Annotated in this window: 21 protein-coding genes and 4 tRNA genes; all 25 read left to right on the top strand. The window is 60.6% G+C overall.

Annotated elements, in window-relative coordinates:
• Window positions 1–35: 35 nt before the first annotated feature.
• Window positions 36–120, top strand: a tRNA-Tyr gene (locus HND55_11750).
• Window positions 121–152: 32 nt separating this feature from the next.
• Window positions 153–226: transfer RNA gene (locus tag HND55_11745), tRNA-Gly, on the top strand.
• A 9-nt stretch (window positions 227–235) separates the two neighbouring features.
• A tRNA-Thr gene (locus HND55_11740) sits at window positions 236–311 on the top strand.
• Between the two features lie 46 nt (window positions 312–357).
• A complete protein-coding gene (gene tuf, locus HND55_11735) occupies window positions 358–1,548 on the top strand; it encodes an elongation factor Tu (protein QKK03266.1) in 1,191 nt (396 codons plus the stop codon).
• A 95-nt stretch (window positions 1,549–1,643) separates the two neighbouring features.
• Window positions 1,644–1,719: transfer RNA gene (locus HND55_11730), tRNA-Trp, on the top strand.
• Between the two features lie 23 nt (window positions 1,720–1,742).
• Window positions 1,743–2,120 carry a preprotein translocase subunit SecE gene (gene secE / locus HND55_11725; protein ID QKK03265.1) on the top strand — a complete coding sequence of 126 codons (378 nt, stop codon included), beginning with the start codon at window positions 1,743–1,745 and terminating at the stop codon, window positions 2,118–2,120.
• Entirely contained in the window at window positions 2,120–2,653 is a 534-nt protein-coding gene (gene nusG, locus HND55_11720) for a transcription termination/antitermination protein NusG (GenBank protein ID QKK03264.1), read from the top strand. The genes secE and nusG overlap by 1 nt, the downstream gene beginning before the upstream one ends.
• Window positions 2,654–2,855: 202 nt before the next feature.
• Window positions 2,856–3,290, top strand: coding sequence for a 50S ribosomal protein L11 (gene rplK, locus HND55_11715; protein QKK03263.1), 435 nt, complete (start codon window positions 2,856–2,858; stop codon window positions 3,288–3,290).
• Complete coding sequence (gene rplA, locus HND55_11710; GenBank protein QKK03262.1) at window positions 3,290–3,985, top strand: 50S ribosomal protein L1; 696 nt, start codon at window positions 3,290–3,292, stop codon at window positions 3,983–3,985. The genes rplK and rplA overlap by 1 nt, the downstream gene beginning before the upstream one ends.
• Before the next feature lie 500 nt (window positions 3,986–4,485).
• Window positions 4,486–5,013, top strand: coding sequence for a 50S ribosomal protein L10 (rplJ, locus tag HND55_11705; protein ID QKK03261.1), 528 nt, complete (start codon window positions 4,486–4,488; stop codon window positions 5,011–5,013).
• Between the two features lie 45 nt (window positions 5,014–5,058).
• On the top strand, window positions 5,059–5,442 hold the full coding sequence (rplL, locus tag HND55_11700; GenBank protein ID QKK03260.1) for a 50S ribosomal protein L7/L12: 384 nt from the start codon (window positions 5,059–5,061) through the stop codon (window positions 5,440–5,442).
• A 173-nt stretch (window positions 5,443–5,615) separates the two neighbouring features.
• Window positions 5,616–9,701: a DNA-directed RNA polymerase subunit beta gene (gene rpoB / locus HND55_11695; GenBank protein ID QKK03259.1), complete on the top strand. Its 4,086-nt coding sequence runs from the start codon at window positions 5,616–5,618 to the stop codon at window positions 9,699–9,701.
• 20 nt (window positions 9,702–9,721) lie between these two features.
• The gene (gene rpoC / locus HND55_11690) at window positions 9,722–13,927 is read left to right on the top strand and encodes a DNA-directed RNA polymerase subunit beta' (protein QKK03258.1); all 4,206 of its coding nucleotides are present in this window, start codon (window positions 9,722–9,724) and stop codon (window positions 13,925–13,927) included.
• Window positions 13,928–14,059: 132 nt separating this feature from the next.
• Window positions 14,060–14,434 carry a 30S ribosomal protein S12 gene (gene rpsL / locus HND55_11685; protein QKK03257.1) on the top strand — a complete coding sequence of 125 codons (375 nt, stop codon included), beginning with the start codon at window positions 14,060–14,062 and terminating at the stop codon, window positions 14,432–14,434.
• Window positions 14,435–14,445: 11 nt separating this feature from the next.
• Window positions 14,446–14,916 (top strand): 30S ribosomal protein S7, encoded by a 471-nt coding sequence (gene rpsG, locus HND55_11680; GenBank protein QKK03256.1) that lies wholly within the window; start codon window positions 14,446–14,448, stop codon window positions 14,914–14,916.
• A 25-nt stretch (window positions 14,917–14,941) separates the two neighbouring features.
• Window positions 14,942–17,035 carry an elongation factor G gene (gene fusA / locus HND55_11675; GenBank protein QKK03255.1) on the top strand — a complete coding sequence of 698 codons (2,094 nt, stop codon included), beginning with the start codon at window positions 14,942–14,944 and terminating at the stop codon, window positions 17,033–17,035.
• Window positions 17,036–17,066: 31 nt separating this feature from the next.
• Entirely contained in the window at window positions 17,067–18,257 is a 1,191-nt protein-coding gene (gene tuf / locus HND55_11670; GenBank protein QKK03254.1) for an elongation factor Tu, read from the top strand.
• Between the two features lie 182 nt (window positions 18,258–18,439).
• Window positions 18,440–18,751: a 30S ribosomal protein S10 gene (gene rpsJ / locus HND55_11665; GenBank protein ID QKK03253.1), complete on the top strand. Its 312-nt coding sequence runs from the start codon at window positions 18,440–18,442 to the stop codon at window positions 18,749–18,751.
• Window positions 18,752–18,765: 14 nt separating this feature from the next.
• Complete coding sequence (gene rplC, locus HND55_11660) at window positions 18,766–19,404, top strand: 50S ribosomal protein L3 (protein QKK03252.1); 639 nt, start codon at window positions 18,766–18,768, stop codon at window positions 19,402–19,404.
• Window positions 19,405–19,415: 11 nt separating this feature from the next.
• The gene (gene rplD / locus HND55_11655; GenBank protein ID QKK03251.1) at window positions 19,416–20,018 is read left to right on the top strand and encodes a 50S ribosomal protein L4; all 603 of its coding nucleotides are present in this window, start codon (window positions 19,416–19,418) and stop codon (window positions 20,016–20,018) included.
• Window positions 20,015–20,311, top strand: coding sequence for a 50S ribosomal protein L23 (rplW, locus tag HND55_11650; GenBank protein ID QKK03250.1), 297 nt, complete (start codon window positions 20,015–20,017; stop codon window positions 20,309–20,311). Before rplD ends, rplW begins: the two co-directional genes overlap by 4 nt.
• A gap of 24 nt (window positions 20,312–20,335) precedes the next feature.
• Window positions 20,336–21,163, top strand: a complete 828-nt coding sequence (rplB, locus tag HND55_11645; protein ID QKK03249.1) for a 50S ribosomal protein L2 — start codon at window positions 20,336–20,338, stop codon at window positions 21,161–21,163.
• Window positions 21,164–21,176: 13 nt separating this feature from the next.
• Window positions 21,177–21,449 carry a 30S ribosomal protein S19 gene (gene rpsS, locus HND55_11640; protein QKK03248.1) on the top strand — a complete coding sequence of 91 codons (273 nt, stop codon included), beginning with the start codon at window positions 21,177–21,179 and terminating at the stop codon, window positions 21,447–21,449.
• An 18-nt stretch (window positions 21,450–21,467) separates the two neighbouring features.
• Window positions 21,468–21,800, top strand: a complete 333-nt coding sequence (gene rplV, locus HND55_11635; protein ID QKK03247.1) for a 50S ribosomal protein L22 — start codon at window positions 21,468–21,470, stop codon at window positions 21,798–21,800.
• A 2-nt stretch (window positions 21,801–21,802) separates the two neighbouring features.
• A complete protein-coding gene (gene rpsC, locus HND55_11630; protein ID QKK03246.1) occupies window positions 21,803–22,492 on the top strand; it encodes a 30S ribosomal protein S3 in 690 nt (229 codons plus the stop codon).
• The last annotated feature ends 1 nt before the right edge of the window (window position 22,493 follow it).

Raw genomic sequence — 22,493 nt, 5'->3', positions numbered from 1 at the left:
AGCCGGAAGCGAAATCGAGCAGGGCCAGATTTTCCGGAGGGGTACTCAAGCGGTCAACGAGGGCAGACTGTAAATCTGCTGGCTTAGCCTTCGCAGGTTCGAATCCTGCCCCCTCCACCAGAATTCGAGGTTTGGAAGAGCCACACGATCAGGCGGGTGTAGTTCAACGGTAGAACCTCAGCCTTCCAAGCTGATGATGTCGGTTCGATTCCGATCACCCGCTCCAGATATCGCTGCCCACGTAGCTCAGGCGGTAGAGCACTCCCTTGGTAAGGGAGAGGTCACTGGTTCAAGTCCAGTCGTGGGCACCATAGATTAGCGAACAATTCAAAAAGGCAAACAACGGAGTTTTGAGGCATGTCCAAGGCAAAGTTTGAACGCACCAAGCCGCACGTGAACGTTGGCACGATTGGTCATGTGGACCACGGCAAGACGACGCTGACGGCGGCGTTGACGAAGGTGTGCGCGGAAGCGCGCGGCGGCGAGTTTCGCGCCTACGACCAGATTGACAACGCGCCCGAAGAGCGCGAGCGCGGGATCACGATTGCCTCGGCGCACGTCGAATACGAGTCGGACAACCGTCACTATGCCCACGTGGATTGTCCGGGTCACGCTGACTACGTGAAGAACATGATCACGGGCGCGGCGCAGATGGACGGTGCGATTCTGGTGGTGAGTGCGGCTGACGGTCCGATGCCGCAGACGCGCGAGCACATTTTGCTGGCCCGCCAGGTGGGTGTGCCGTGCATTCTGGTGTATTTGAACAAGGCTGACATGGTTGACGACGCCGAGCTGCTCGAGCTGGTGGAGATGGAAGTTCGCGAGCTGCTCAGCGACTATGATTTTCCGGGCGATGACACCCCGATCGTGACCGGCTCGGCGCTCAAGGCGCTGGAAGGCGACGAGTCGGACATTGGTGTGCCGTCGATTCTGAAGCTGGTTGATGCGCTTGACGAGTATGTACCCGAGCCTGAGCGTGATCTGGACAAGGAATTTCTGATGCCGATCGAGGACGTTTTCTCGATTTCGGGTCGTGGCACGGTGGTGACGGGTCGAATCGAGCGCGGCATTGTCAAGGTAGGCGACGAGATCGAGATTGTGGGCATCCGGGACACGTCGAAGACGACGTGCACGGGTGTTGAGATGTTTCGCAAGCTGCTTGACCAGGGTCAGGCGGGCGACAACGTGGGTGTTTTGCTCAGGGGCACGAAGCGCGACGAGGTTGAGCGAGGTCAGGTTCTGGCCAAGCCGGGCTCGATCACGCCGCACACCAAGTTCGAGGCGGAAGTTTACGTGCTGAGCAAGGACGAAGGCGGCCGTCACACGCCGTTTTTCAAGGGTTACCGCCCGCAGTTTTATTTCCGGACGACGGACGTGACCGGTTCGGTGGAGCTGCCCGAAGGCGTGGAGATGGTGATGCCGGGTGACAACATCCAGATGACGGTCGAGCTGATTGCGCCGATTGCCATGGAGGAAGGTCTGCGCTTTGCGATTCGCGAAGGCGGCCGGACCGTGGGTGCCGGCGTCGTGGCGAAGATTATCGAATAAGCGGTTTACGGAGCACGGTAAATGGTTTACGGGACCGGCTCGAAGCGAACCGTAAACCGGAAACCGTAAACCGTAAACCGTAAACCGAGTTCCATAGGCGAGTAGCTCAACTGGCAGAGCAGCGGTCTCCAAAACCGCAGGTTGGGGGTTCGAGTCCCTCCTCGCCTGCCACTGAATCGAACAGAAGGCGACGAATGGCTGCCGAAAAGACGTCTCCACGCGACCACTTGTTGTGGGCCGTATCACTGCTGGTCCTGGCCGGCGGTATCTACGGTTTTTACTATTTCTCCGGCGAAGTCATGACGCTGGTGCGCGTGATTGGATTGCTGGCTGCGGTTGGCATTGCGGCCGCCGTATTCGGGCAGAGTACCCGGGGTCGGGATTTTTATTCCTTTTTGCGCGAGTCGGACGTGGAGCGGCGCAAGGTCGTCTGGCCCACGCGCGACGAAACGCTGCAGACCACGCTGATTGTCCTGGTGATTACGTTTATCGTGGCGCTGCTGCTGTTTCTGATGGATTCGCTGTTTGGCTGGATCGTTCGTCGCCTGATTGGCGCGGCCGGGGGCAGTTGATGGCGAAGCAGTGGTATGTCGTCCACGCGTATTCGGGTTTCGAGAAGACGGTCAAGCGATCGCTCGAGGAGCGCATCAGGCGCGCTGGCATGGAAGACCAGTTTGGCGAGATTCTCGTCCCCACCGAGGAAGTGGTGGAGATGAAAAAGGGCGTCAAGCGCAAGAGCGAGCGCAAGTTCTTTCCGGGCTACGTGCTGGTGGAGATGGAAATGAATGACGACACCTGGCACCTGGTCAAGGATGTGCCGAAGGTGATGGGTTTTATCGGCGGGCGTCAGGATCGCCCGGCGCCGATCAGTCAGGCGGAGGCGGACGCCATTTTGCAGCGGGTCCAGGAAGGCGTTGACAAGCCGCGTCCGAAGGTGCTGTTCGAGCCCGGCGAGATGGTCCGGGTCACGGAAGGACCGTTCAATGATTTCAGCGGTGTGGTCGAAGAGATCAATTACGAAAAGAGCCGGCTGCGAGTGGCAGTATCGATTTTCGGTCGCTCGACGCCGGTCGAGCTGGACTTCCAGCAGGTCGAGAAGCTGTAACGCAGCGCGTTGCTGTTGCTCGATCCCGGGCGCGCGATAGCGTCAACCGGGATCTCTTCCGGCGGGCTTCGAGCGACTTCGGGGCCGCGGGAAGGAAGGTTGTAGAGAGCCGGATGCGCAAGGCGCGATCCGGGAGCTGAACCAATACGGGGAGCCGGTGGTCTCACATGGCCCGGCGCTTGAACCCGAGGAGACGTAAGAGATGGCAAAGAAAGTAACGGGCTATATCAAACTGCAGGTGCCGGCCGGCCAGGCCAATCCGAGCCCACCGGTCGGGCCGGCACTCGGACAGCATGGTGTCAACATCATGGAGTTCTGCAAGGCCTTCAATGCCCAGACTCAGGATACCGAACCCGGGCTGCCGATTCCGGTGGTGATCACGGTCTACAGCGACCGCAGTTTCAGCTTTATCACCAAGACACCCCCCGCTGCTGTGCTGCTGCGCAAGGCCGCCAAGATCCAGAAGGGTAGCGGTGAGCCGAATACCCGCAAGGTGGGTACCGTCAGCCGTGATCAGCTCGAAGAGATTGCGCGCATGAAAGAGCCGGACCTGACGGCTGCTGATATGGATGCCGCGGTGCGCACCATCGCCGGCAGCGCTCGCAGCATGGGTCTGAACGTGGAAGGAGTCGAGTGATGGCCAGAAAATCAAAGCGGGTTCGTGCGATTCGCGAACAGATCGAGCCGGGCAAGGCCTATGCGCTCGACGAGGCCATTGGCCTTCTGAAGTCGTTCAGCAAGGTGAAGTTCACCGAGTCGGTGGATGTGGCCATTCGCCTGGGTGTGGATCCGCGCAAGTCTGATCAGGTCGTGCGCGGCGCGCTTGTGCTGCCGCACGGCACTGGTAAATCGGTACGCGTAGCGGTTTTTGCCCAGGGCGATAATGCCGACAAGGCCAGTGAGGCCGGCGCCGATATTGTCGGCATGGATGATCTGGCCGAAACCATCAAGGGTGGTCAGATCGATTTCGACGTTTGCATTGCGACGCCGGATGCGATGCGTGTTGTCGGCAAGCTCGGCCAGATTCTCGGTCCACGCGGTCTGATGCCCAATCCCAAGGTGGGTACGGTCACGACCGATGTCGAGACCGCGGTGAAGAACGCCAAGGCCGGCCAGGTGCAATACCGCACCGACAAGGGCGGTATCGTGCATACCACAATCGGCAAGGTCGATTTTGCGCCCGAGGCGCTGGGCGAGAATCTGACGGCCCTGGTCAGCGAACTGGTCAAGGCCAAGCCGCCGGCGGCCAAGGGCCAGTACCTGCGCAAGATCGCGGTATCGACCACGATGGGCCCGGGGCTGAGCGTGGATACGGGCAGTCTGGGCGTTTGAAACTGAAGGTTTCCGGTTTCAGGAAAAAAATTGGAGGAGGATTGGAGGCCAGGTGACAAGGAGCAGGAATCAGTGCAAGGCCGGAAGTGAGACACGAGGCTCACCAAGGCCCGCCCTGAAACCTGAAACCTGAAACCTGGAACCTTTCCTTCTTCCGGGCGTTCGCTTCCCTCAGGGGAGGTGCCCGTCCAAGACCGCGGGTCGCTTGCCGGACAGCCGGCAGCGTTAATGGTGCGAAAGCGTCGCCCGCGCAGATGGTGTCGCCCGATTATCCCGATACTGCGGGAGAAACGGCCACCAGAGGCCACGGCGGGAACGCTGTGGATTGGTAACAATCTCGAATGAGGTTGAAACTGAAAAGTTTCGCAAGACATGCCGAGTGTGTGACTGGCGCAGTCTGCCGGAGCACAGGAGCCGCAGCATTGCGGTATCCGGGCTGCCGGACGATGCCAGGCATATGCGCGGTCGTTTTGCGGAAGTTTTCTCAATGGAGGTAGCCAATGGCGCTCACACTTGAGCAGAAAAAGGCAGTGGTGGCGGAAGTGGCCGAAGTGGCCCGGTCTGCCCACTCTGCGGTCGCTGCCGAGTACCGCGGGCTGACCGTCAGCGAGATGACCGAGTTGCGCAGACAAGCGCGCAGCGAGGGCGTCTACCTGAAGGTGGCCAAAAACACGCTGGTGCGTCGAGCCGTTGAGGGTACCGACTTCGAATGCATGGCTGAGGGTCTTTCCGGTCCGCTGCTGTTCGCCTTCTCGACAGAGGATCCGGGCGCCGCGGCACGGCTGGTCAAGGATTTCGCCAAGACCAATGATCAACTGATTGCCCGCATGGTGGCGGTCGGCGCCGAGCTGCACGATGCCAGTGAGCTCGAGCGTCTGGCGTCGCTGCCGACGCGGGATCAGGCGATCGCCATGCTGATGGGCGTGATGAAGGCGCCGATCGAGAAGTTCGTTCGTACTCTTGCCGAGCCGCACGCCAAGCTGGTTCGCACGATTGCTGCGGTACGCGACAGCAAGCAAGCTGCCTGAATGTTTCATTTAATCGATCAATTTGTGATTCTGGAGTAACAAGCAATGGCCGTTTCAAAGGAAGATATTCTCGAAACCATTTCGAACATGAGCGTGATGGATGTTGTTGACCTCATCGAAGCCATGGAAGAGAAGTTCGGTGTTTCAGCAGCCGCACCGGTTGCCGTGGCCGCCGCTGGTGGTGCCGGTGGTGGTGAGGCCGAAGCCGCTGAAGAAAAGACCGAATTCGATGTTGTCCTGTCGAGCTTCGGTTCCAACAAGGTTGCTGTGATCAAGGCGGTGCGTGGAATTACGGGTCTGGGCCTGAAGGAGGCCAAGGATCTGGTCGAAAGTGCACCGGCTCCGATCAAGGAAGGCGCATCGAAAGACGAGTCGGAAGACATCAAGAAGCAGCTGGAAGAGGCGGGTGCGACCGTCGAGGTCAAGTAACCATTCCGCTTGCTGGTCTGTCTGCAACACAGCCGGGCTGGGTGTCCACGGGACGCCCGGCCCGCAGCTGTTTGTGACAGCTCCGCATATCGCTGCCCAGGCGTGAGTCGGGTGCCACGGCAGCATTGTAAACCAAGTCCCGGCAGACGCAACATCAGGTGGGATTGAAGCTCATGAGCTACTCCTTCACGGAAAAGAAGCGCATTCGAAAGGACTTCGGCAAGCACCCGCAGGTGCTCGAGGTGCCGTTCCTGCTGGCAACCCAGATCGAATCCTACAAGCAGTTTCTTCAGCTTGAAGTGCCGGTTGACGAACGCCGGGAAGTCGGTTTGCACGGGGCGCTCAACTCCGTTTTTCCGATTTCCAGCTATTCGGGCAACGCGGCCCTGGAGTACGTCAATTACGAGCTCGGTGAGCCGGAATTCGACGTGACCGAGTGCAAGCTGCGTGGCATGAGCTACAGCGCTCCCCTGCGTGCCAAGGTTCGGCTGATCATCTACGACAAGGAGAGTCCCGCAAGAAACAAGCGGGTCAAGGAAGTCAAGGAGCAGGACGTCTACATGGGCGATCTGCCGCTGATGACCGATAACGGCACGTTCATCATCAACGGCACCGAGCGGGTCATCGTCAATCAGATGCACCGCTCGCCGGGGGTGTTCTATGACCACGACAAGGGCAAGACCCATTCCTCGGGCAAGCTTCTGTATTCGGCGCGCGTCATTCCCTATCGCGGCTCGTGGCTGGACTTCGAGTTCGACCCGAAGGATTGCATCTTCACGCGAATCGATCGGCGGCGCAAACTGCCGGTGACCATCCTGCTGCGCGCGCTCGGCATGAGCGAAGAAGAAATGCTTGACTACTTCTTCGAAAAGACGAAGGTGACCCTGCGCAAGTCGGATGCGAAGATCAACCTCGTGCCTCAGCGCCTGCGGGGTGAAAATGCGCTGTTCGACATCGCCGATGGCGACGGTAACGTGATTGTCGAAAAGGACCGGCGAATCACGGCCCGCCACGTCAAGCTCATCGAGCAGGCCAAGGTCAAGACGCTCGACGTGCCTGATGATTATCTCATTGAGAAGATCCTGGCCCATGACGTCGTCGACACGGAATCAGGCGAGCTTGTCGCTCGGGCAAACGACGAGATTACCGAAGAGGTCCTCGCAGCGATGCGCGAGGCCGGCATCAAGCGCTTTGACGTACTCTACGTCAATGACCTTGATCAGGGACCCTATGTCTCCAACACCCTGCGGATCGATCCCACAAGCAATGAGCTGGAAGCGCTGTGGGAGATCTACAAGATGATGCGTCCGGGCGAGCCGCCAACCAAGGAAGCTGCCCAGAATCTGTTCAAGAATCTGTTTTTCTCGCCTGACCGTTATGACTTGTCCGCGGTGGGCCGGATGAAGTTCAACCGTCGTGTTGGCCGCAAGGAGATCGAGGGGCCGGGCGTGCTTGACCGCGACGATATCCTCGACGTGATTCGCGTACTGATCGATATCCGCAACGGTAACGGATCGGTTGACGACATTGATCATCTGGGCAACCGGCGTGTGCGCTCGGTTGGCGAGATGGCCGAGAACAGCTTCAGGATCGGGCTGGTGCGCGTCGAGCGGGTTGTGCGCGAGCGACTGACCACGGTCGAGAGCGAAGGCTCCGCACCGCAGGACCTGATCAATGCCAAACCGGTTGCTGCAGCCATCAAGGAGTTCTTCGGCTCCTCGCAGCTGTCGCAGTTCATGGACCAGAACAATCCGCTGTCGGAGGTGACGCACAAGCGTCGTGTTTCGGCCCTGGGCCCGGGTGGCCTGACCCGTGAGCGGGCCGGATTCGAGGTGCGCGACGTCCATCCGACCCATTACGGTCGGCTGTGTCCGATCGAGACGCCGGAAGGCCCGAACATCGGCCTGATCAATTCGCTGGCCTGCTATGCCCGCACCAACCAGTACGGTTTTCTTGAGACCGCCTACCGCAAGGTTGAGGGCGCCAAGGTCACCGACCAGGTTGAATATCTTTCGGCAATCGAGGAGGGCGACTACGTGATCGCCCAGGCCAATGCCGATCTGGACAACAACCGCAAGTTCAAAGACGAGCTGATCCCGTGCCGCTATCAGGGTGAGTTCACGCTCAAACGCTCCGACGAAGTCGACTACATGGACGTTTCACCGCGCCAGATCACTTCGGTGGCGGCGGCGCTCGTTCCGTTCCTTGAGCACGACGATGCCAACCGCGCGCTGATGGGCTCCAATATGCAGCGTCAGGCGGTTCCGACGCTGCGGGTCGACAAGCCACTGGTGGGGACCGGAATGGAGCGCGTGGTCGCGACCGATTCGGGTGTGACAACCGTTGCGTTGCGCGGTGGCGTGGTCGACCAGGTTGATGCGGGCCGCATCGTGGTCCGTGCCAATGAAGAAGAAGTCGGGGACAACGATCCCGGCGTTGATATCTACAATCTGGTGAAGTACCAGCGTTCCAACCAGAACACCTGCATGAATCAGCGCCCGCTGGTCAAGGTCGGCGATCGGGTCGCAAAGAAGGATGTTCTGGCTGATGGCCCGTCAACAGACCTGGGTGAGCTGGCGCTGGGGCAGAACATGCTGTGCGCATTCATGCCCTGGAACGGTTACAACTTCGAGGACTCGATCCTGATTTCCGAACGGGTCGTCCAGGAGGACCGCTTTACCTCGATTCACATCGAGGAGCTGACCTGCGTGGCGCGTGATACCAAGCTCGGATCGGAAGAAATTACCGGTGACATTCCCAACGTTGGTGAATCAACGCTGGCCAAGCTTGACGAGTCGGGCATTGTCTACATCGGGGCCGAGGTCAAGGCCGGTGACATTCTGGTTGGAAAGGTCACGCCGAAGGGCGAGGCGCAGCTGACGCCGGAAGAGAAACTGCTCCGGGCGATCTTCGGTGAAAAGGCTTCCGACGTAAAGGACACCTCGCTGCGAGTGCCGACCGGTATGGATGGTACTGTCATTGATGTGCAGGTCTTTACCCGTGAAGGGGTTGACAAGGACGCCCGCGCCATCTCGATCGAAAAGGACGAGATCCGGCGCGTGCGCAAGGACCTTGATGATCAGCTGCGGATCATGGAGGACGCCATATTCGCGCGCCTGCAGTTGGTGCTGGTGGGCAAGGTTGCCGACAAGGGGCCTGCCGGGCTCAAGAAGGGTGCCAAGATCACCCAGGCTTACCTGGACGAGCTCAAGCGTGATGACTGGTTCAAGTTGCGCATGCGCAATGACGAAGCCCAGGACATGCTGGAGCGCGCGGCGCGCCAGATCGAGGCCCAGCGCAAGGCATTCGAAAAGCGTTTCGATGAAAAGAAGGACAAGATCACGCGGGGCGACGAGCTGGCACCGGCCGTGCTCAAGATGGTCAAGGTCTATCTGGCGGTTAAACGCCGCATGCAGCCCGGTGACAAGATGGCAGGCCGTCACGGCAACAAGGGCGTGATCTCGACCATCGTGCCGACCGAGGACATGCCGTTCATGGAAGACGGAACGCCGGTCGATATTGTGCTCAATCCGCTCGGCGTGCCCTCGCGCATGAACATCGGACAGGTGCTGGAAACACATCTGGGTTGGGCTGCGCGCGGTCTGGGCAAGAAGATCCAGGCGATGCTCGAGGCCAACGAGAAGGCGGCCAAGGTCAGGCAGTTCCTGGGCGAGATCTACAACTCCGACCAGGCTGGCCGGGTCGACATGAAGCAGTTCTCCGATGACGAGGTCTTGGAGATGGCCGATAACCTCACGGGCGGAGTTCCGATGGCTACGCCGGTGTTTGACGGCGCTGCCGAAGAGGAGATCAAGAAGCTGCTGGCAATGGCCGATCTGCCGGAAACCGGTCAGACCACCCTGTATGACGGCCGTAGCGGCGACGCTTTCGATCGGCCGGTCACGGTGGGCTATATGTACATGCTCAAGCTCAACCATCTGGTCGACGACAAGATGCATGCGCGCTCAACCGGGCCGTATAGCCTGGTCACGCAGCAGCCGCTGGGCGGCAAGGCTCAGTTCGGAGGTCAGCGCTTCGGTGAAATGGAGGTTTGGGCACTGGAAGCATACGGTGCTGCCTACACGCTGCAGGAAATGCTGACCGTCAAGTCCGATGATGTGCAGGGCCGAAACCAGATGTACAAGTCCATTGTCGACGGCAATTATCAGATGACCGCAGGTATGCCGGAGTCCTTCAACGTGCTGGTGAAGGAAATCCGTTCGCTGGGCATCAATATCGAACTCGAAGAATCATCCTGATTTCTCAGAGGAGGCAGCAAGTGCGCGACCTTTTCAATCTGTATAAGCGTCAGAACCAGATCAGTAACTTTGACGCCATTCGCATCGGGTTGGCTCCGCCGGAGCTGATCCGCTCGTGGTCCTACGGCGAGGTCCGCAAGCCGGAGACCATCAACTATCGGACCTTCAAGCCCGAGCGCGAAGGTCTGTTCTGCGCTGCCATTTTCGGCCCGGTAAAGGACTACGAATGCCTGTGCGGCAAGTACAAGCGCATGAAGCATCGCGGCGTGAAGTGCGAAAAGTGCGGTACCGAGGTCACATTGACCAAGGTCAGGCGAGAGCGCATGGGTCATATCGATCTGGCCTCGCCGGTTGCCCATATCTGGTTTCTGAAGTCGTTGCCCAGCCGGATCGGGTTGATGCTCGACATGACGCTGCGTGACATCGAGCGCATTCTCTATTTCGAGTCCTACCTGGTGCTTGACCCGGGCATGACCGCGCTGGAGCGCGGCCAGTTGCTGACCGACGAGGAATACCTCGACGCGATGCAGGAATACGGTGACGAGTTCGACGCTCGGATGGGTGCCGAGGCAGTCTACGAGCTACTCAAGAACATCGATCTGGCCAGCGAGCTGGCCAAGCTGCGCGAGGAAATCGCTGCAACCAACTCGGAGACCAAGATCAAGCGCCTGTCCAAACGTATCAAGCTGATGGAGGCGTTCATCGACTCGGGCAACCGGCCCGAGTACATGATCATGACGGTGTTGCCGGTGCTGCCGCCGGATCTCAGGCCGCTGGTGCCGCTTGACGGAGGGCGTTTTGCGACCTCTGATCTCAATGATCTCTACCGCCGCGTAATCAATCGCAACAACCGCCTGAAGCGCCTGCTCGAACTCAACGCGCCCGACATCATCGTGCGCAACGAAAAGCGCATGCTGCAGGAATCGGTCGATGCGTTGCTCGACAACGGTCGTCGCGGCCGGGCGATTACCGGCACCAACAAGCGCCCGCTAAAGTCTCTGGCCGACATGATCAAGGGCAAGCAGGGTCGATTCCGTCAGAACCTGCTGGGCAAGCGGGTCGACTACTCGGGGCGCTCGGTTATTGTCGTTGGCCCGACGCTCAAGCTGCACGAGTGCGGCCTGCCCAAGAAAATGGCGCTGGAACTGTTCAAGCCATTCATCTTTTCGAAGCTGCAGCGCCGTGGGCTGGCCATGACCATCAAGGCGGCCAAGAAGCTGGTCGAACGCGAGGAGGGCGAGGTCTGGGATATTCTCGAGGAGGTCATCCGCGAGCACCCGGTGCTGCTCAACCGTGCCCCGACCCTGCACCGTCTCGGTATTCAGGCCTTCGAGCCGGTGCTGATCGAAGGCAAGGCCATCCAGCTGCACCCGCTGGTGTGCACGGCCTTCAATGCCGACTTTGACGGCGACCAGATGGCCGTGCACGTGCCGCTGAGCCTGGAGGCACAGCTCGAGGCGCGCGCGCTGATGATGAGCTCCAACAATATCCTGTCGCCGGCCAATGGTGAGCCGATCATCGTGCCTACCCAGGACGTCGTGCTTGGACTCTACTACATGACCCGCCAGATTGCCGGTGCGAAAGGAGAGGGGATGTCCTTCTCAAGCGTTGCCGAGGTCAATCGGGCCTACTCCAACCACAAGGTCGCGCTGCAGGCCGCCGTCACCGTGCGCGTGCGCCAGGTTGAGTTCGATGACGCCGGTAACGCGATCGAGTCTTACAGCCGATTCGAGACCACGGTCGGGCGTGCGCTGCTGCGCGAGATTCTGCCCGATGGTCTGCCGTTTGAGCTGGTCAACCAGGTGCTCAAGAAAAGGCAGGTTTCGCGGCTGATTGACGAGTGCTATCGCAAACTTGGACTGAAGAAGACAGTCGTGTTTGCCGACCAGCTGATGTACACCGGATTTGGCTATTCGACCCGCGCCGGTGTGTCGATCGGCCTTGATGATCTCCAGGTTCCACCTGAGAAAAAGGCGATCCTGGAGCGGGCTGAAAAGGAAGTTCTCGACATACAGGATCAGTATGCGTCGGGTGTGGTGACCTCCGGTGAGCGCTACAACAAGGTGGTTGATATCTGGTCACGCACCAATGAGGAAGTGGCCCGCGCGATGATGAAGCGCATTGGCAAGCGCATCCGGGTGGACAGCGAAGGCAATGAGGTCGAGGAAGATTCGATGAACTCGATCTTCATTATGGCCGACTCCGGGGCCCGTGGCTCCGCGGCGCAGATTCGCCAGCTTGCCGGCATGCGTGGCCTGATGGCCAAGCCCGACGGCTCAATCATCGAGACGCCGATCACGGCCAACTTCCGCGAAGGCCTCAACGTGCTGCAGTACTTCATCTCCACGCACGGTGCGCGCAAGGGCCTGGCCGACACCGCGCTCAAGACTGCCAATTCCGGTTACCTGACGCGCCGCCTGGTCGATGTGGCTCAGGATCTTGTGGTTATCGAGGAGGACTGCGGCACCGACCAGGGGCTGGAAATGCTGCCGATCGTCGAGGGCGGAGATATCGTCGAGCCACTCAGCGAGCGCATTCTCGGGCGCCTCGTGGGGCAGGATATCTATCGGCCCGATGCCGACGAGGTGCTGTGCCCAAGGGGCACGCTGCTTGACGAGGCCTGGGTCGAGAAGCTCGAGGAAAATAGCATCGACCGGGTACTGGTGCGTTCGCCAATTACCTGTGAAACGCGCCACGGTGTCTGTGCGGCCTGCTACGGTCGCGATCTGGCCCGCGGCTCGCTGGTCAACCAGGGTGAGGCGGTCGGCGTGATTGCCGCCCAGTCGATCGGAGAGCCGGGCACGCAGCTGACCATGCGGACTTTCCATATCGGCGGGGCGGCCTCCCGATCGGTGGCAATCGATCACATCGAGGTCAAGTCGTCGGGTTCGGTGCGTTTGTACAACCTCAAGTCGGTCGAGAATGCTGAAGGCAAGCTGGTGGCGGTCTCCCGCTCCGGCGAGCTGTCTGTCATCGACTCCCACGGCCGCGAGCGCGAGCGCTACAAGATTCCTTACGGCGCCGTGGTCAGCGTCAAGGAGGGCGACCAGGTTGAGGTGGGTCAGAACGTGGCCAACTGGGATCCGCATACCCATCCCGTGGTCGCCGAGCTTGCCGGTACCGCGAGTTTCCATGACTTCATCGCCGGCGTGACCGTTACCGAGGAGGTTGACGAGGTCACCGGCCTGAGCAGCATGGTGGTCACGGACCCGAAGAAACGCGGTTCGGAAGGCAAGGACCTTCGTCCGATGATCCGGCTGCTCGATTCCAAGGGCAAGCTGCTCAACATTCCCGGTACCGAGCAGCCGGCGCAGTACTATCTGCCGGCCGGAGCCGTGATCAACTGTGCCGATGGGCAGATTGTCAAGGTGGGGGATATCATCGCCCGCATCCCGCAGGAATCGTCCAAGACGCGTGATATCACCGGTGGTTTGCCGCGTGTGGCAGACCTGTTCGAAGCCCGCAAGCCCAAGGAGGGCGCCATTCTGGCCGAGGCCTCGGGCGTGGTCAGCTTCGGCAAGGAAACCAAGGGTAAGCAGCGGCTGGTCATCACCGACGAGCAGGGCGAGACCCATGAGGAGCTGATTCCCAAGTGGCGTCAGGTGCTGGTGTTCGAAGGTGAGCACGTGGCCAAGGGCGAGACGGTTGTCGACGGCGAACCCAATCCCCACGACATCCTGCGGCTGCTCGGCGTCGAGCGGCTGGCCGACTACCTGGTCCAGGAGATCCAGGATGTCTATCGCCTGCAGGGCGTGAAGATCAACGACAAGCACATCGAGGTGGTCATTCGCCAGATGCTGCGGAAGGTCGAGATCGTCGATGCAGGCGACAGCAACTTCCTGCGCGGCGAGCAGGTCGAGGGTACGCGGGCGCTCGAGGAGGCCGAACGCCTCGAGCAATCCGGTGCCGTCCGGCCAACCTGGCAGACGGTGCTGCTGGGCATTACCAAGGCCTCGCTGGCGACCGAATCGTTCATTTCAGCGGCCTCTTTCCAGGAGACCACGCGGGTATTGACCGATGCTGCCGTGCGCGGGACCGTCGACCACCTGCGCGGGCTCAAGGAAAACGTCATCGTCGGGCGCCTGATTCCGGCCGGCACCGGCCGGGTCACGGCCCAGCGTCGCAAGGAGCATCGCCACGAGGAAGCCGACGCCGAACTGGCCGCCCTGCTCAGAGCGTCAGAGGCCGAAGAGGCCAGGGTGGAGGAGTCGGCCGGGGACGAATAGTCTCCGGCCGGCCCGGTCCGGGCGCCGAGTCGGCAGTGCTTGACATGCCTGCTGCAACTCTTTAGAATTCCCGTTCTTCGGCAGGCCGGTTTTGCGGCCTGTCGTTTGTTTTCTTCAGACCCCGAACAGGTTATGGCGACGATCAATCAGCTGGTCCGCAAGCCAAGGCGGCCCAAGGAATACAAATCGAACGTGCCGGCACTGGAGGCTTCGCCCCAGAAGCGCGGCGTTTGTACCCGCGTCTACACCACCACGCCAAAAAAGCCGAACTCGGCCTTGCGCAAGGTGGCGCGTGTGCGATTGACCAACGGTTACGAAGTGACCAGCTACATCGGGGGTGAAGGCCACAACCTTCAGGAGCACTCGGTGGTGCTGATTCGCGGCGGCCGGGTCAAGGATCTGCCCGGCGTTCGCTATCACACGGTGCGCGGGAGTCTCGACACGGCTGGGGTCAGTGATCGCCGCCAGGGTCGCTCCAAGTACGGCGCCAAGCGTCCCAAGAACTGACGGATTGAACCATGTCCCGCAAGCACTCCAATTTTGAACGTGACATCATGCCGGACCCGAAGTTCGGCAGCGAAATGATCACCCGTTTCATCAACATGGTGATGAAGGACGGCAAGAAGTCCGTGGCCGAGCGCATCGTCTACGGGGCCATCGAGGAGATCGAGGGCCGCGGGCATGGTGAGCCGCTCAATGCCATCGAGCAGGCGCTGGATCACGTCAGTCCGGCCGTCGAGGTCAAGTCGCGACGCGTCGGTGGTGCGACCTACCAGGTGCCGGTCGAGGTGCGTCCCAAGCGCCAGCAGGCGCTGGCCATGCGCTGGGTCATCGACGCGGCCCGCAAGCGGGGCGAGAACACCATGCCGCGGCGTCTGGCCGGCGAGTTGCTCGACGCGATGGAAGAGCGTGGTGCGGCGGTCAAGAAGCGGGAAGACACCCATCGGATGGCCGAGGCCAACAAGGCCTTTGCCCATTACCGCTGGTAAGCACAAGTTATCGAGGTTTTCAGACGTGTCACGCAAAGTATCCATCGAGCGCTATCGGAATATCGGCATCATGGCCCACATCGATGCCGGCAAGACCACGACGACCGAGCGCATTCTGTTCTATACCGGCGTTTCGCACAAACTTGGCGAGGTCCATGACGGTAACGCCGTGATGGACTGGATGGAGCAGGAGCAGGAGCGGGGCATCACCATTACGTCGGCGGCGACCACCTGTTTCTGGAAGGGTATGGACCAGAACTGGCCGGAGTACCGTATCAACATCATCGATACGCCGGGCCACGTTGACTTCACAATCGAGGTCGAGCGGTCGCTGCGCGTGCTCGACGGCGCGGTTGCGGTTTTCTGTGCGGTTGGCGGCGTCGAGCCGCAGTCCGAGACGGTTTGGCGGCAGGCAAGCAAGTACGAAGTGCCGCGCATGGCGTTTGTCAACAAGATGGACCGGACCGGCGCCAACTTCCAGCGCGTGGTCGAACAGATCAAGAAGCGCCTCGGCGGCCGTCCGGTGCCGATACAGCTGCCGATCGGTGCCGAAGAACATTTCGAGGGCGTCATTGACCTGGTCAGGATGCGCGCGATTTACTGGGATTCGGAGAACATGGGCACGACCTATGAGGCCCGCGATATCCCGGCTGAGCTCGCGGACGAAGCTGCCGCGGCGCGTGAGTTCATGGTCGAATCGGCGGCCGAGGCATCCGAGGCGCTCATGGAGAAGTATCTCGAAGGCGGCGAGCTCAATGAGGAAGAGATCATCAGCGGTCTGCGCCAGCAGACCCTGGCCAACGAGATCGTGCCGGTGCTGTGCGGTACCGCGTTCAAGAACAAGGGCGTGCAGGCGCTGCTTGACGCTGTCGTCCAGTACATGCCGTCGCCGACCGAAGTCAAGGCGATTCGCGGCCTCAGCGAAAATGATGAGGAAGAAACGCGCCCGGCCGAGGACAATGCGCCTTTTGCTGCGCTGGCGTTCAAGATCGCCACGGATCCCTACGTCGGATCGCTGACCTTCTTCCGTGTCTATTCCGGTGTGGTCAAGGCCGGAGATACGGTTTTCAACCCGGTCAAGGGCAAGAAGGAGCGTGTTGGGCGTCTGCTTCAGATGCACTCCAACACGCGTGAGGAAATCAAGGAAGTGCTGGCCGGTGATATTGCCGCGGCTGTGGGGCTGAAGGATGTGACCACCGGAGACACCCTGTGTGACCCGTCCGATGTCATCACGCTGGAGCGAATGGAGTTCCCGGAGCCGGTGATTGCCGTGGCGGTCGAGCCCAAGAGCAAGGCAGATCAGGAAAAGATGGGTATTGCCCTGGGCAAGCTGGCCCAGGAAGATCCATCGTTCCGCGTGCATACCGACCAGGAGTCGGGGCAGACGATCATTCGGGGCATGGGTGAGCTGCACCTGGATATCATCGTTGACCGACTCAAGCGTGAATTCAAGGTCGAGGCCAATGTCGGCAAGCCGCAGGTCGCCTATCGCGAAACCATCCGGCAGGCAGTCGAGGCCGAAGGCAAGTTCGTGCGCCAGTCCGGCGGTCGCGGCCAGTACGGGCACGTCAAGATCCGGCTGGAGCCCAACGGCGAGGGTGGCGGCTACGAGTTCGTCGACCAGATTGTCGGTGGCGTGGTGCCCAAGGATTACATCAGCTCGGTCGGCAAGGGTATCGAGGAGGCCATGCAAAGCGGCGTGCTCGCGGGTTATCCGATGGTTGACATCAGGGCGACGCTGTTTGACGGCTCCTACCACGAAGTCGATTCGAGCGAAATGGCGTTCAAGATCGCCGGCTCGATGGCGTTCAAGGATGGTGCCCTCAAGGCCAGGCCGGTGCTGCTTGAGCCGATCATGAAAGTCGAGGTGGTCACGCCTGAAGATTACATGGGCGACGTCATGGGCGATCTTAACCGCCGCCGCGGCATGGTGCAGGGCATGGAAGATGCGCCTGCCGGAAAGATCATCCGTGCCAACGTGCCGCTGGCCGAGATGTTTGGCTATGCCACTGATCTTCGTTCGATGACGCAGGGCCGTGCCACCTACGTGATGGAGTTTCTCCAGTACGAGGAAGCGCCCAACAGCGTAGCCGATCAAGTGATGAAGAAGAGCGCCTGAGCCTGAAAGAACACGAAGAGGAAGAGCAGATATGTCCAAGGCAAAGTTTGAACGCACCAAGCCGCACGTGAACGTTGGCACGATTGGTCATGTGGACCACGGCAAGACGACGCTGACGGCGGCGTTGACGAAGGTGTGCGCGGAAGCGCGCGGCGGCGAGTTTCGCGCCTACGACCAGATTGACAACGCGCCCGAAGAGCGCGAGCGCGGGATCACGATTGCCTCGGCGCACGTCGAATACGAGTCGGACAACCGTCACTATGCCCACGTGGATTGTCCGGGTCACGCTGACTACGTGAAGAACATGATCACGGGCGCGGCGCAGATGGACGGTGCGATTCTGGTGGTGAGTGCGGCTGACGGTCCGATGCCGCAGACGCGCGAGCACATTTTGCTGGCCCGCCAGGTGGGTGTGCCGTGCATTCTGGTGTATTTGAACAAGGCTGACATGGTTGACGACGCCGAGCTGCTCGAGCTGGTGGAGATGGAAGTTCGCGAGCTGCTCAGCGACTATGATTTTCCGGGCGATGACACCCCGATCGTGACCGGCTCGGCGCTCAAGGCGCTGGAAGGCGACGAGTCGGACATTGGTGTGCCGTCGATTCTGAAGCTGGTTGATGCGCTTGACGAGTATGTACCCGAGCCTGAGCGTGATCTGGACAAGGAATTTCTGATGCCGATCGAGGACGTTTTCTCGATTTCGGGTCGTGGCACGGTGGTGACGGGTCGAATCGAGCGCGGCATTGTCAAGGTAGGCGACGAGATCGAGATTGTGGGCATCCGGGACACGTCGAAGACGACGTGCACGGGTGTTGAGATGTTTCGCAAGCTGCTTGACCAGGGTCAGGCGGGCGACAACGTGGGTGTTTTGCTCAGGGGCACGAAGCGCGACGAGGTTGAGCGAGGTCAGGTTCTGGCCAAGCCGGGCTCGATCACGCCGCACACCAAGTTCGAGGCGGAAGTTTACGTGCTGAGCAAGGACGAAGGCGGCCGTCACACGCCGTTTTTCAAGGGTTACCGCCCGCAGTTTTATTTCCGGACGACGGACGTGACCGGTTCGGTGGAGCTGCCCGAAGGCGTGGAGATGGTGATGCCGGGTGACAACATCCAGATGACGGTCGAGCTGATTGCGCCGATTGCCATGGAGGAAGGTCTGCGCTTTGCGATTCGCGAAGGCGGCCGGACCGTGGGTGCCGGCGTCGTGGCGAAGATTATCGAATAAGCGGTTTACGGAGCACGGTAAACGGTTTACGGGACCGGCTCGAAGCGAACCGTAAACCGGAAACCGGAAAGCGTAAACCGCGAGAGGCCCCACCGGGGCCGACGATCTCTCGGGATCGCAACGTGCCTGCCGAAAGGCGGGTGAACAGATTTTGATCTTTAACAGACTGAAGGCGTACGGCAATGGCCGAACAGAAAATCCGTATTCGTTTGAAGGGTTTCGATCACCGTCTGATCGACCGATCGACGCAGGAAATCGTGGATACCGCCAAGCGTACGGGCGCCCAGGTTCGCGGGCCCATCCCGCTGCCCACGCGCAAGGAGCGCTATACCGTGCTCATTTCGCCGCATGTCAACAAGGATGCGCGTGATCAGTATGAAATTCGCACTCACAAGCGGTTGCTGGATATTGTCGATCCCAACGACAAGACGGTTGATGCCCTGATGAAGCTGGATCTGGCTGCGGGCGTTGATGTGCAGATCAAGCTGTATTGATAGCGAGAAGAGCAATGGCAATCGGATTGGTAGGACGCAAACGAGGCATGACCCGCATCTTCACAGAGGACGGTAATTCCGTTCCCGTGACGGTGATCGAGGTCAGCCCGAACCGGATCACCCAGATTCGGGACGCAGAAAATGACGGCTATGCCGCGATCCAGGTGACCTGCGGCAACCGGCGTACGTCTTTGGTCTCCCGCCCCCTGGCCGGGCACTTCGCGAAGGCGGGTGTCGAGGCCGGCGAGGGCCTGTGGGAATTCCGCGTCGAAGGCGACGAAGGCGAGGGGCTGGAAATCGGCGCCGAGCTGACCGTCGAGCGCTTCGAGGCCGGCCAGAAGGTCGACGTGACCGGCACCACCAAGGGCAAGGGCTTTGCCGGCGTGGTCAAGCGGCACAATTTCCGCATGCAGGACGCCACCCACGGCAACTCCCTGTCGCATCGTGCGCCGGGCTCCATCGGCCAGTGCCAGACCCCGGGCCGCGTGTTCAAGGGCAAGAAGATGGCCGGCCACATGGGTGACGAGCGTCAGACCACTCTGAACCTGCGGGTCGTCAAGGTCGACAGCGAGCGCAACCTGCTGCTGATTCGGGGTGCCGTGCCCGGTGCCAAGGGTGGTCACGTCATGATTCGTCCGTCGATCAAGGCCTAAAGGAGAACGTCATGGAACTCGCAGTAACCGGCGGCAGCAAGATCGAGGTCTCCGAGGCCGTGTTCGGGCGGGTCTTCTCAGAGCCGCTCGTCCACCAGGTCGTCACCGCCTATCTGGCGGGTGGCCGCTCGGGAACGCGCGCTCAGAAAAACCGCTCGGCGGTCTCTGGCGGCGGGCGCAAGCCGTGGCGCCAGAAGGGCACGGGCAATGCCCGCGCCGGTACGATCCGCAGCCCGTTGTGGCGCAGTGGCGGCGTGACCTTTGCAGCCCAGCCGCGTGATCATGGCCAGAAGGTCAACCGCAAGCAGTATCGGGCTGCCATTCGCTCCATTCTGTCCGAGCTTGTGCGCCAGGACCGTCTGCTGGTCGTCGAGACCTTGAGCATCGACGAGCCGAAGACCCGGGCGGTTGTTGAGCAGCTCGCCAAGCTCGGGTTCGAGCGCGGCTTGATCGTCGACGTTGAGCTGGATACCAACCTTTACCTGGGTAGTCGTAATCTGCCCGCCGTTCAGGTGCTGTCGGTCGATGGGCTCAATCCGGTCAGCCTGGTGGCTGCCGATCAGGTGCTGATGACCGCCGGCGCAATCAAGAGGATTCAGGAGTGGCTGGCATGAACAGCGAACGCATCTACCAGGTCATCCGACTGCCGCACGTGTCGGAAAAGACGGCGCGGTTGCAGGCTGATTCGAACCAGTACGTGTTCGAAGTGCGCTCGGATGCAACCAAGTCCGAAATCAAGTCTGCCGTTGAAAAGCTGTTCGAGGTGGATGTCGAGCTGGTGCGTGTAATCAATGTCAAGGGAAAGCGCAAGAGCTTTCGCATGATGCCGGGTCGACAGCAGGGCTGGAAGAAGGCCTATGTGCGGGTCAAGAGCGGCCAGACAATCGAAGAAGTGCAGACGGACTAACGGAACAAGCCGGGAATCAGAATCATGGCAATCGTCAAGGCAAAACCGACATCACCGGGCCGCCGCGGGCGCGTGCAGATCAAGCACGACTATCTGTGGAAGGGCAAGCCGCATGCGCCGCTAGTCACTGCGCAGGGCTCGACGGGCGGACGTAACAACGCCGGACGCATCACCACGCGACATCGGGGTGGCGCGCACAAGCACCACTATCGCCAGATTGATTTCAAGCGCTGCAAGGACGGCGTGCGCGGCACGGTCGAACGCATCGAGTACGATCCGAACCGCAGCGCGCATATTGCGCTGATCAAGTATCTGGACGGTGAGCGTCGCTACATTCTTGCGCCACGTCATGTGCGCGCGGGTGATGAGATCCTCAGCGGTTCCGAGGCGCCGATCAAGCCGGGCAACGCGATGTCGCTGCGTTCGATACCGGTCGGCACACAGATCCACAATGTGGAACTCAAGCCCGGCAAGGGCGGCCAGCTTGCCCGTAGCGCCGGTGCGTCGGTGCAGCTGGTGGCGCGTGAAGGCCAGTACGCAACCGTGCTGCTGCGCTCGGGCGAGATGCGCAAGATCCACTGCCGCTGCCGGGCCACGATTGGCCAGGTTGCCAACGTTGAGCACAACCTGGAAAAGCTGGGCAAGGCCGGCGCGAAGCGCTGGCGTGGCGTGCGGCCGACCGTGCGTGGCGTCGCCATGAACCCGGTTGACCATCCACACGGTGGTGGTGAAGGCCGGACCTCCGGCGGCCGGCACCCGGTTACGCCTTGGGGGCAGCCGACCAAGGGCAAGCGCACCCGGGTCAACAAGCGCACCAGCAAGTACATTTCGCGTCCACGCAAGCGCAAGTAACAGGACATCAGTCATGCCACGTTCGATCAAGAAAGGGCCGTTTGTCGATCATCATCTGCACGCCAAGGTGCAGGCGGCCATCGAAGCCAACAGCCGACGCCCGATCAAGACCTGGTCGCGTCGCTCGATGATTCTGCCGGATATGGTCGGTCTGACCATTGCCGTGCATAACGGCCGGCAGCATGTGCCGATACTGATCAACGAGAATATGGTTGGTCACAAGCTCGGTGAATTTGCGCCGACACGGACGTTCAAGGGTCACAGTGGTGACCGCCGAACCAAGTAACGAAAGGTTGATACCGTGATGGAAACGACAGCGAGGCTCAAGGGAGCACGGATTTCGCCGCAGAAGGCGCGGTTGGTGGCTGATCAGATTCGCGGGCTGCCGGTCGAGCGGGCCGAGGAAGTGCTGACGTTCAGCAACAAGAAGGCCGCACATATCGTGCGCAAGGTACTGATGTCGGCCATTGCCAATGCCGAGCACAACAGTGGCGCTGATGTCGATGAGCTGAAGGTGCGCACGATCTATGTCGATGAAGGCCCGACCTTCAAGCGAGGCATGCCGCGCGCCAAGGGTCGTTTCTCGCGCATTCTCAAGCGAACCAGTCACATCACGATTGTCGTGGCAGAGGATTAATCATGGGTCAGAAAGTCCATCCAACCGGAATTCGTCTGGGAATTGCCAGGGACTGGAGCGCGAAGTGGTACGCGGAAGCGGATGACTTTGCCGAGTACCTCAATACCGATCTCAAGGCACGCGAGTTCCTGAACAAAACGCTGGCTCACGCCGCGGTCAGTCGAATCGAGATCGAACGTCCGGCCAAATCGGCCGAGATCACGATTCATACCGCCCGTCCGGGCATCGTGATCGGCAAGAAGGGCGAGGATATCGAACGGCTGCGGGCCAAGGTCAGCCAGATCATGGGTGTTCCAACGCATATCCGCGTCAACGAGATCCGCAAGCCGGAGCTCGACGCCAAGCTGGTTGCTGACAGTATTGCGCAACAGCTGGAGCGACGCGTCATGTTTCGCCGCGCCATGAAGCGGGCGGTCGGCAATGCGATGCGACTGGGCGCGCTCGGCATCAAGGTGCAGGTTGCAGGCCGTCTCAACGGTGCTGATATTGCCCGTACGGAATGGTACCGCGAAGGCCGTGTCCCGCTGCATACGCTGCGCGCTGATGTCGATTACGGCGTTGCCGAAGCAGCCACGACATACGGTGTTATCGGTATCAAGGTCTGGGTATACAAGGGCGAGGTATTCGATCTGTATGCCGAGAAACAATCGGAACAGGCGCCGTCCGGTGGCGGTGCCCGCAAGGAGAATTGAT

Source organism: Pseudomonadota bacterium (assembly GCA_013285445.1).
In the GTDB taxonomy this organism is placed as follows: Bacteria; Pseudomonadota; Gammaproteobacteria; order Xanthomonadales; family Wenzhouxiangellaceae; genus Wenzhouxiangella.
The sequence above is the reverse complement of the archived record's forward strand: the minus strand, read 5'-3'. Positions and strand labels throughout refer to the sequence as shown.

Excerpts from the sequence above, each read along its gene's own strand:
- tuf (QKK03266.1), top strand. The coding sequence starts at position 358 with ATGTCCAAGGCAAAGTTTGAACGCACCAAGCCGCACGTGAACGTTGGC.
- secE (QKK03265.1), top strand. The coding sequence starts at position 1,743 with ATGGCTGCCGAAAAGACGTCTCCACGCGACCACTTGTTGTGGGCCGTA.
- nusG (QKK03264.1), top strand. The coding sequence starts at position 2,120 with ATGGCGAAGCAGTGGTATGTCGTCCACGCGTATTCGGGTTTCGAGAAG.
- rplK (QKK03263.1), top strand. The coding sequence starts at position 2,856 with ATGGCAAAGAAAGTAACGGGCTATATCAAACTGCAGGTGCCGGCCGGC.
- rplA (QKK03262.1), top strand. The coding sequence starts at position 3,290 with ATGGCCAGAAAATCAAAGCGGGTTCGTGCGATTCGCGAACAGATCGAG.
- rplJ (QKK03261.1), top strand. The coding sequence starts at position 4,486 with ATGGCGCTCACACTTGAGCAGAAAAAGGCAGTGGTGGCGGAAGTGGCC.
- rplL (QKK03260.1), top strand. The coding sequence starts at position 5,059 with ATGGCCGTTTCAAAGGAAGATATTCTCGAAACCATTTCGAACATGAGC.
- rpoB (QKK03259.1), top strand. The coding sequence starts at position 5,616 with ATGAGCTACTCCTTCACGGAAAAGAAGCGCATTCGAAAGGACTTCGGC.
- rpsL (QKK03257.1), top strand. The coding sequence starts at position 14,060 with ATGGCGACGATCAATCAGCTGGTCCGCAAGCCAAGGCGGCCCAAGGAA.
- rpsG (QKK03256.1), top strand. The coding sequence starts at position 14,446 with ATGTCCCGCAAGCACTCCAATTTTGAACGTGACATCATGCCGGACCCG.
- tuf (QKK03254.1), top strand. The coding sequence starts at position 17,067 with ATGTCCAAGGCAAAGTTTGAACGCACCAAGCCGCACGTGAACGTTGGC.
- rpsJ (QKK03253.1), top strand. The coding sequence starts at position 18,440 with ATGGCCGAACAGAAAATCCGTATTCGTTTGAAGGGTTTCGATCACCGT.
- rplC (QKK03252.1), top strand. The coding sequence starts at position 18,766 with ATGGCAATCGGATTGGTAGGACGCAAACGAGGCATGACCCGCATCTTC.
- rplD (QKK03251.1), top strand. The coding sequence starts at position 19,416 with ATGGAACTCGCAGTAACCGGCGGCAGCAAGATCGAGGTCTCCGAGGCC.
- rplW (QKK03250.1), top strand. The coding sequence starts at position 20,015 with ATGAACAGCGAACGCATCTACCAGGTCATCCGACTGCCGCACGTGTCG.
- rplB (QKK03249.1), top strand. The coding sequence starts at position 20,336 with ATGGCAATCGTCAAGGCAAAACCGACATCACCGGGCCGCCGCGGGCGC.
- rpsS (QKK03248.1), top strand. The coding sequence starts at position 21,177 with ATGCCACGTTCGATCAAGAAAGGGCCGTTTGTCGATCATCATCTGCAC.
- rplV (QKK03247.1), top strand. The coding sequence starts at position 21,468 with ATGGAAACGACAGCGAGGCTCAAGGGAGCACGGATTTCGCCGCAGAAG.
- rpsC (QKK03246.1), top strand. The coding sequence starts at position 21,803 with ATGGGTCAGAAAGTCCATCCAACCGGAATTCGTCTGGGAATTGCCAGG.